This is a genomic window from Comamonas sp. 4034, assembly GCF_050434545.1.
GTDB classification, from domain to species: Bacteria; Pseudomonadota; Gammaproteobacteria; order Burkholderiales; family Burkholderiaceae_C; genus Comamonas; species Comamonas odontotermitis.
The window spans coordinates 1-6,583 of the sequence record NZ_JBNDIT010000042.1 but is presented as its reverse complement, the minus strand read 5'-3'; the positions used below and the strand labels follow the sequence as shown (position 1 = coordinate 6,583).

The 6,583-nt window shown below is 57.5% G+C and carries 7 protein-coding genes; 6 read left to right on the top strand and 1 reads right to left on the bottom strand.

The features are described 5' to 3' along the window. On the bottom strand, nucleotides 1-220 hold a 220-nt coding region (locus ABIE32_RS21490; protein ID WP_429019314.1), incomplete at its 3' end, for a transposase. A 252-nt stretch (nucleotides 221-472) separates the two neighbouring features. Between ABIE32_RS21490 and ABIE32_RS21485 the strand changes: the two genes are divergently transcribed. From ABIE32_RS21485 to ABIE32_RS21460, 6 genes are all read left to right on the top strand, one after another. Beyond that, nucleotides 473-1,027, top strand: coding sequence for a cytochrome b (locus ABIE32_RS21485; RefSeq protein ID WP_429019311.1), 555 nt, complete (start codon nucleotides 473-475; stop codon nucleotides 1,025-1,027). 41 nt (nucleotides 1,028-1,068) lie between these two features. Continuing rightward, the gene (locus ABIE32_RS21480; RefSeq protein WP_429019309.1) at nucleotides 1,069-1,776 is read left to right on the top strand and encodes a VIT1/CCC1 transporter family protein; all 708 of its coding nucleotides are present in this window, start codon (nucleotides 1,069-1,071) and stop codon (nucleotides 1,774-1,776) included. Between the two features lie 231 nt (nucleotides 1,777-2,007). Then, a complete protein-coding gene (locus ABIE32_RS21475) occupies nucleotides 2,008-2,331 on the top strand; it encodes a hypothetical protein (protein WP_429019306.1) in 324 nt (107 codons plus the stop codon). Nucleotides 2,332-2,346: 15 nt separating this feature from the next. Beyond that, nucleotides 2,347-3,342, top strand: coding sequence for a DUF932 domain-containing protein (locus ABIE32_RS21470; RefSeq protein ID WP_429019305.1), 996 nt, complete (start codon nucleotides 2,347-2,349; stop codon nucleotides 3,340-3,342). Between the two features lie 155 nt (nucleotides 3,343-3,497). Next, a complete protein-coding gene (locus tag ABIE32_RS21465) occupies nucleotides 3,498-4,535 on the top strand; it encodes a YqaJ viral recombinase family protein (protein WP_429019303.1) in 1,038 nt (345 codons plus the stop codon). Between the two features lie 102 nt (nucleotides 4,536-4,637). Beyond that, nucleotides 4,638-5,732, top strand: coding sequence for a phage capsid protein (locus tag ABIE32_RS21460; RefSeq protein WP_429019300.1), 1,095 nt, complete (start codon nucleotides 4,638-4,640; stop codon nucleotides 5,730-5,732). Nucleotides 5,733-6,583 lie beyond the last annotated feature (851 nt).

Genomic DNA, 6,583 nt, shown 5'->3' with positions numbered 1-6,583 from the left:
GGCGCAAGGGCTGGCCAAACAGGCACTTGATGGTCAGGCAAAACTGGATGGCCGCATCTGAAAACTTCTGGCAACGACCACGCTTGCCCGTGGGCAGGGCTAGCCACTGCATTTCCTTGTCCAGCCAGATGGTCAAGTCGCCTCGGGCCTTCAATGCTGCGTTATATGCCTTCCAGTTTGTTGTGCGGTATTTACGCCGCCCCCAGCTCGTCTCACTCATCTCCCCAGCCTACGCTAGCTGAGGACGGGATTTGTGCAACAACGCCCTGTCGATCTCTTGTTAATGATCAATTAATCTTCCGCGCTGAAGCTTTGAGAATGCTTTGGAGAAAGCGAAAATTGCTCTGTACGATGTGTTTTGGCAAAAAACCTGTTTAAAGCAAAAAGCAATCGATAAACTGGTTTCGCAGTCACCTGCTCCGATATGCTGGCGCTGCATCTTTTGCCATCTTAGACATTGGAGCCATATGTTATGGACATCAAGAATTCCGAATACCGTTTCAGTCCTTTGGTCGTAGGCCTGCACTGGCTTACCGTGGTTCTCATCATCGCGGTCTATGCCAGCATGGAACTGCGAGGACTGGCCCCCAAAGGCAGTGAAATTCGAGGCGCCATGAAGTCCTTGCATTTCCTGTTGGGCCTAAGTGTTCTGGCGGTCGTCGTGATCCGTATCTGGGTACGCATCCAGGCGGGAGCGAAGCCCGCGATCCACCCCCCCATGCCAAGCTGGCAGGCTGCACTCTCAGATGCCATGCACTATGCGCTCTACATCTTCATACTCGCCATGCCGCTGCTTGGGTGGCTCACCTTGAGCGCAGTAGGCAAGCCGATCGTTCTATTTGGTTTGCCGGTTCCCTCTCTGATCGGTGCCGACGTTGCTCTGTCGCGCCAACTCAAAGATATACATGAAGCGCTGGCGACATTGGGCTATGTCTTGATCGGATTGCACGCGGCGGCGGCGTTGTTGCACCACTACGTTATGCACGATAACACATTGGTTCGCATGCTTCCCGGTCATCGCCCCTGAACTGCTGACCTTAGGCTGCTTCACATGGATTTGAATCTTCAATGACAAAATTTCACCTTCGTGCTCACCCTGAAAATCACCGCACTGAACATATCGGATGGCTGCGCGCAGCCGTTCTGGGTGCCAACGACGGCATCATTTCCACGGCTAGCTTGGTCGCTGGTGTGGCTGCGGCCCATGCAAGCCATGCCAGCATCATGACCACCGCCATCGCGGGGCTGGTAGCAGGAGCCATGTCCATGGCTGCAGGCGAGTTCGTATCGGTATATTCTCAAGCAGACACGGAGAAGGCGGACCTGGAACGGGAACGTGATGAACTGAACGACAGTCCGGAAGCGGAGCATCGGGAGCTGACGGCCATCTACGTACGGCGTGGCCTGGATCATCAACTCGCGGGTCAGGTCGCCACGCAATTGATGACTCACGATGCTCTGGGCGCGCACGCACGCGATGAATTAGGCATCTCTGAAGCGTTGAGCGCGCGCCCGTTGCAAGCCGCAATTGCCTCCGCGGGGAGCTTCGCCGTGGGGGCGGCCATGCCGCTGGCTGTGGTTCTATTGGCACCGGAGCAGAGCCTGCTCTATTGGGTCGTAGCGACGGCTATTGTCTTCCTGGCCCTGCTTGGCGCTGCCGCCGCGGCCGTGGGTGGTACACCGCTCTTCAAGAGTGCGATGCGCGTAGCGTTTTGGGGCACATTTGCCATGGGAGTGACAGCTGGCGTGGGGGCGATGTTTGGCACCGCTGTGTAGATGACGGCGCTACTGCTTGAATCTCAGAGCTGCGGCAATCAGGGGCCAAGCGGGGCGGACATTCAGTCCAACTCTTTCGATTCCAAATCTTTTCAGTCATATATACCTGACATGATGCGGTAGCGGTTTGCTGTAAAGCGAGCTGTTCCGCATTGATTTCATCTCACTTCCATCCCATCAGCGCCCCTGGCCTCCAAGCCCGGGGCGCTTTTCTTTATGTCAGGAATTTCTATGTCTATCCAATGTCCCCATTGCCACTCTCTGAATGTGCGCGCCAAGGGCGTTGCCAAGGAGCTGGGCCAGCGTGTGGGTTCTGCCGCAGGTACAGCCACGGGTATCGCCGGGGCCATGCAAGGCGCCACCACTGGCGCATCCATTGGCTTTGTTGCTGGCCCCGTAGGCGGGGTTCTGGGCTCCCTGCTCGGCGCCATCATCGGTGGTGTTGTCGGCGGCACCGTCGGTCATGAAGTCGGCGGCCGTATCGGCGAGCAGATCGACGAGACCTATCTGGAAAACTACGAGTGCCAAAGCTGCGGCAATTCGTTCAAGGCTTGATGCAAGGAGATCACTATGTCCCATCTCGTCGAAACCATGGCCTATGCAGGCCAGACCCCCTGGCACCAACTGGGCAATAACCTGCCTCGCAAGCAATCGCTCGATGTCTGGGCGCAAGCCGCAGGCATGCAGTGGCAGATTCTTGAAACACCTGTGCGCTATCTGGCCGCCGACAGCTCGGAAGCATCTTCTGCCTTGTATGCCGAGCCCATGGAGTTCCCGGACCAGAAGGTGCTCTACCGCAGTGATACCAAGGCACCCCTGTCAGTCGTCAGCAACCGCTACCAGGTGGTGCAGCCCCGGGATGTGCTGGAGTTCTACCGGGATCTCACGGAAGTCGCGGGTTATGAACTGGAGACTGCCGGGGTGCTCAAGGCGGGTCGCAAGTTCTGGGCCTTGGCCCGGACTGGCAAGTCAGCGGCCCTCAAAGGCGATGACGTCGTCAACGGTTATCTGCTCTTGGCGACTTCCTGCGACGGCACCCTGGCCACAGTCGCCTTGCCCACCACCGTGCGAGTGGTCTGCAACAACACCCTGGCGATTGCCCTGCAGGGAGCAACCAACGCCGTGAAGGTCTCCCATTCCACCCGCTTCGATGCCCAGGCCGTCAAACGCCAGTTGGGCATTGCAGTGGGTCAATGGGATTCCTTCATGTACCAGATGCGCACCCTGGCAGAACGCAAGGTCAAGAGCCACGAGGCCATGAACTTCTTCCTGAAAGTGCTGTGTGCAGCAGACAAACCAGGATCCAGTGGAGCAGGGCAGTCTACGGTGCTGACCAACGAGCGCGCCATGCAGAAGGCGCAGATGCTCTTTGACGGCCACGGGCGCGGTGCCACCCTGTCCGCAGCCCAGGGCACGGCCTGGGGTTTGCTGTGCTCGATCACCGAGTACGTGGACCACGAACGCCGGGCCCGCAGCCAGGACAACCGCTTGGACAGTGCCTGGTTCGGCCAGGGTGCCGCACTCAAGCAGCGCGCCTTGGAACACGCATTGCAACTGGTCGCGTAGCCATTGGTCGTCTGACCGTTCGAATGCAATCCATCCACCTGCGAGCACCACTCGTTCATTCTCAACCAACCCAGCCAACTCTCTATAAGCCAAAGCCCTCGCCATTGTGGTGAGGGCTTCGTGCTTTGTGGGAGCTGGAATCTTCAGGAGGCGCTATGCCCGTTACCGCTTCAACAACGGCAGTGCAAGTCACTGCAGAGAAATCAACCAATACCCGTCCCGCACTGCGATTGGTCTCCACCAAGAATATGCCGCGTGAGACCTGGCTGGATGTTCGTCGCAAGGGCATTGGCAGCTCGGATGCTGCAGCGGCCGTAGGCCTCAACCCTTACCAGTCCCAATTGGAGCTGTGGATGCACAAAACAGGCACGGGCAGTCTCTTGCCTGCCGTCGATCCCAACGACGAGACCAGCCCCATGTACTGGGGCACTTTGCTGGAGCCCATTGTGGCAGCCCACTACACCAAACGCACCGGCAACCGTGTGCGACGTGTGAATGCGGTACTGGGCCATCCCCAGATCCCCTGGATGCTGGCCAACATCGACCGGGAAGTCGTGGGGGCTCCAGATGTCCAGATCTTGGAATGCAAGACCGCAGGCATCAACGGAGCCAAGCTCTGGAAGGACGGCGTGCCCGAATACATCCAACTACAGGTCATGCACCAACTGGCTGTGACGGGTAAGCAGGCTGCCGATGTCGCAGTCCTGATCTGCGGCCAGGAATTGCAGATCCACCGGATCGAGCGTGACGAGACCATGATCGCCCAATTGATTGCTTTGGAGGCGCAATTCTGGGAGCTGGTCAGCGCGGAGAAAGAACCTCCCGTCGATGCGTCGGAAAGTGCTTCAACCGCATTGCGATGCCTGTATCCACAAGACACAGGAGAGGACGTCGATCTGTCGGAGGACGAGGCGGCATCGAGTGCATTTGCCCAACTCCAGCACGTTCGCCAGCTCATGAGCGATTGGGAATCTCAAGAAGCCTTGCTCAAGCACCAGATCCAGCAACGCATGGGCGCAGCCAGCTTTGCCAGATTTGCAGGAGGGACAGTCAGCTGGAAGCGCAGCAAGGACAGCAAGGTCTTCAATGCTGCGCTGCTACAGCAAGAGCAGCCAGAGCTTGCCAAGGCATACATGGGCACCAAACCGGGTTCCCGGCGGTTTCTGCTTCATGCAGAGAACTTGACCAACTGAGCACAACACATCACGCCACACCAGCAATTTACTAACCAACGCATAGGACCCGTCCGCCAGACTAGGCAGACGGGTCTTTTGCATTTATGAATGGAGAAACCCATGATCAAAGGACTGATGATGACCCCGCCGGTGGTGGGTCGTATTTCGATTGGCCGTGTCGTGGAGCGCAATGGCAAGCGTCTTCCTGAAAAGGATGATGAGTTCACCATCACGACACAGGTGCAAAGCCGCAATGGCTGGATGCTCCATCCCATGGATGGCATTTTGCGCAGGGAACTGGAAGATCGGCAGTTGATGGCCAATGGAGTTGAAGTCAAAGAGCTTCCGCATTTGCCTGAAGAGTTTTCTGCACCGGCACAAGCTCCCGCCACGCTTCGTTCCAAGTTGGCGAAGCGAGCGACCGATGCCAAGAAAGCCCAGACTGCTGAACTGAGCACCTCGAATGCTGATCTTGCAAACGTGCATGAGGAAGCATTTTCCAAAATGTCGACAGCGCGAACCAAGTTGCGCAGTATTCCGGTGAGGGTCTTGTTCAATGATCCCGCATTGAACCTTCGTGCCAACTACACGTTGTTTGATCGTGCCACAGCGCGGCCGATCTGCGTAGGCGATGGTCAGACATGCAAGCGTATGACCGCCAAAGGTGTGGAATCCATGCCGTGCGAAGGTCCGGATCTTTGTGCATTGGCCATCGATGGTGGTTGCAAACCCTTTGGTCGTTTTCACGTTCGTATTGATCATCCGGAATGTCAGGCGGATGCATTGAGCACCTTTGTGCTGAGAACGACAGGCATCAATTCGATGCGCACTTTGCTGACACGCATGCAGTATCTGCAGGCGGTGAGTGGCGGGTTGCTTGCATATCTGCCACTGGAAATCCGCCTGCGAGCCAAATCGACGGCCATGTCATACCGGGCACCAATCTACTATGTGGATCTTGGCGTTCGGGACGGGATGACACTGGACGCCGCCATCGGCCAAGCCGTGGATGAAGCGGAGCATGACCGCAAAACGGGTCATGATCAGGGTGCATTGGAGCAAGCGGCAAGAACGGGCTATGCCTTGGGGCTGTTCGAGGAGTTGAGCGCGGAAGCTGTAGAGATCGTTCAGGAGTTCTATCCCGGCAGCGCCGAGCTCAAGGCTGATGATGGCCATCGAAATCCTAGGTATCTGGAGACTGCTCATGGTCGATAGAACCCCACCGCAAATACAGTCCAATGGAGTGCAGCACCACTACATGCATGGCCTTTGTTTCGACAGCATGTGGAGCTACCGGGCGCAGGCGCGAGCTGGCCATAGACGCTGGACACGCTTGGATCTGGAGGCGAACGGCTATCCATGGGCAGAAAAAGATGATCCCGAAGGTGCAGGGTGGTGTGTGCGCTGCTGTGCGTCAGTGCTGGGTGGACGACCTGTGCCGCTTGCGTATATGCGCTTATCAGCTGCTCCAGCAGGCGACCTAGCAAGTGTGGCTTCTGCTTTGCAAGTGCTTCTGCCCCAATTTGGGATTCATATCTGGCAGGGTTCTGATCAAGCCGTCATCCAGGACGTTGCGGACACTATCAATGGTGGTGGTGGAGTACTCGCCCGTTTGGAGCGCCGGCATCCCCTGCGGCAAATACCGCCATGCTGGGTGTGGGTGGTTGGCATGGAGGCAAAGCCTGTATCGCTGTGTTTGTCATGCAACCAGGCGCGTTCTCTGTTGCTGGTTGGGCGAGAGTTGCAGCCCACCTGGGCTTGTGGCTACGGAGCTAAAGCTGTGCTCACCGATGAGGGGAGCTGGATGGTCCGCGGTGTGGATGGTCAGGCGTGGACGGGGGTGTTCAGCTCACTCATCGCCATGGTGCCACGTTGAGGCGAATCCACTTGGATCCCGACATGTTGCCTGCCATCGGGCAGGCCCCTTGGGTGGGATCTCTTTTTTTTTTTGCAGCACTCCTTCTATTTCAGAAGGGCTTTGTTGCACAAATCCGGGCCGCAGCGGTAGTAGGCTCGGATGATGAGTGAGACGAACTGGGGTCGGCGCAAGTACCGCACCACAAACT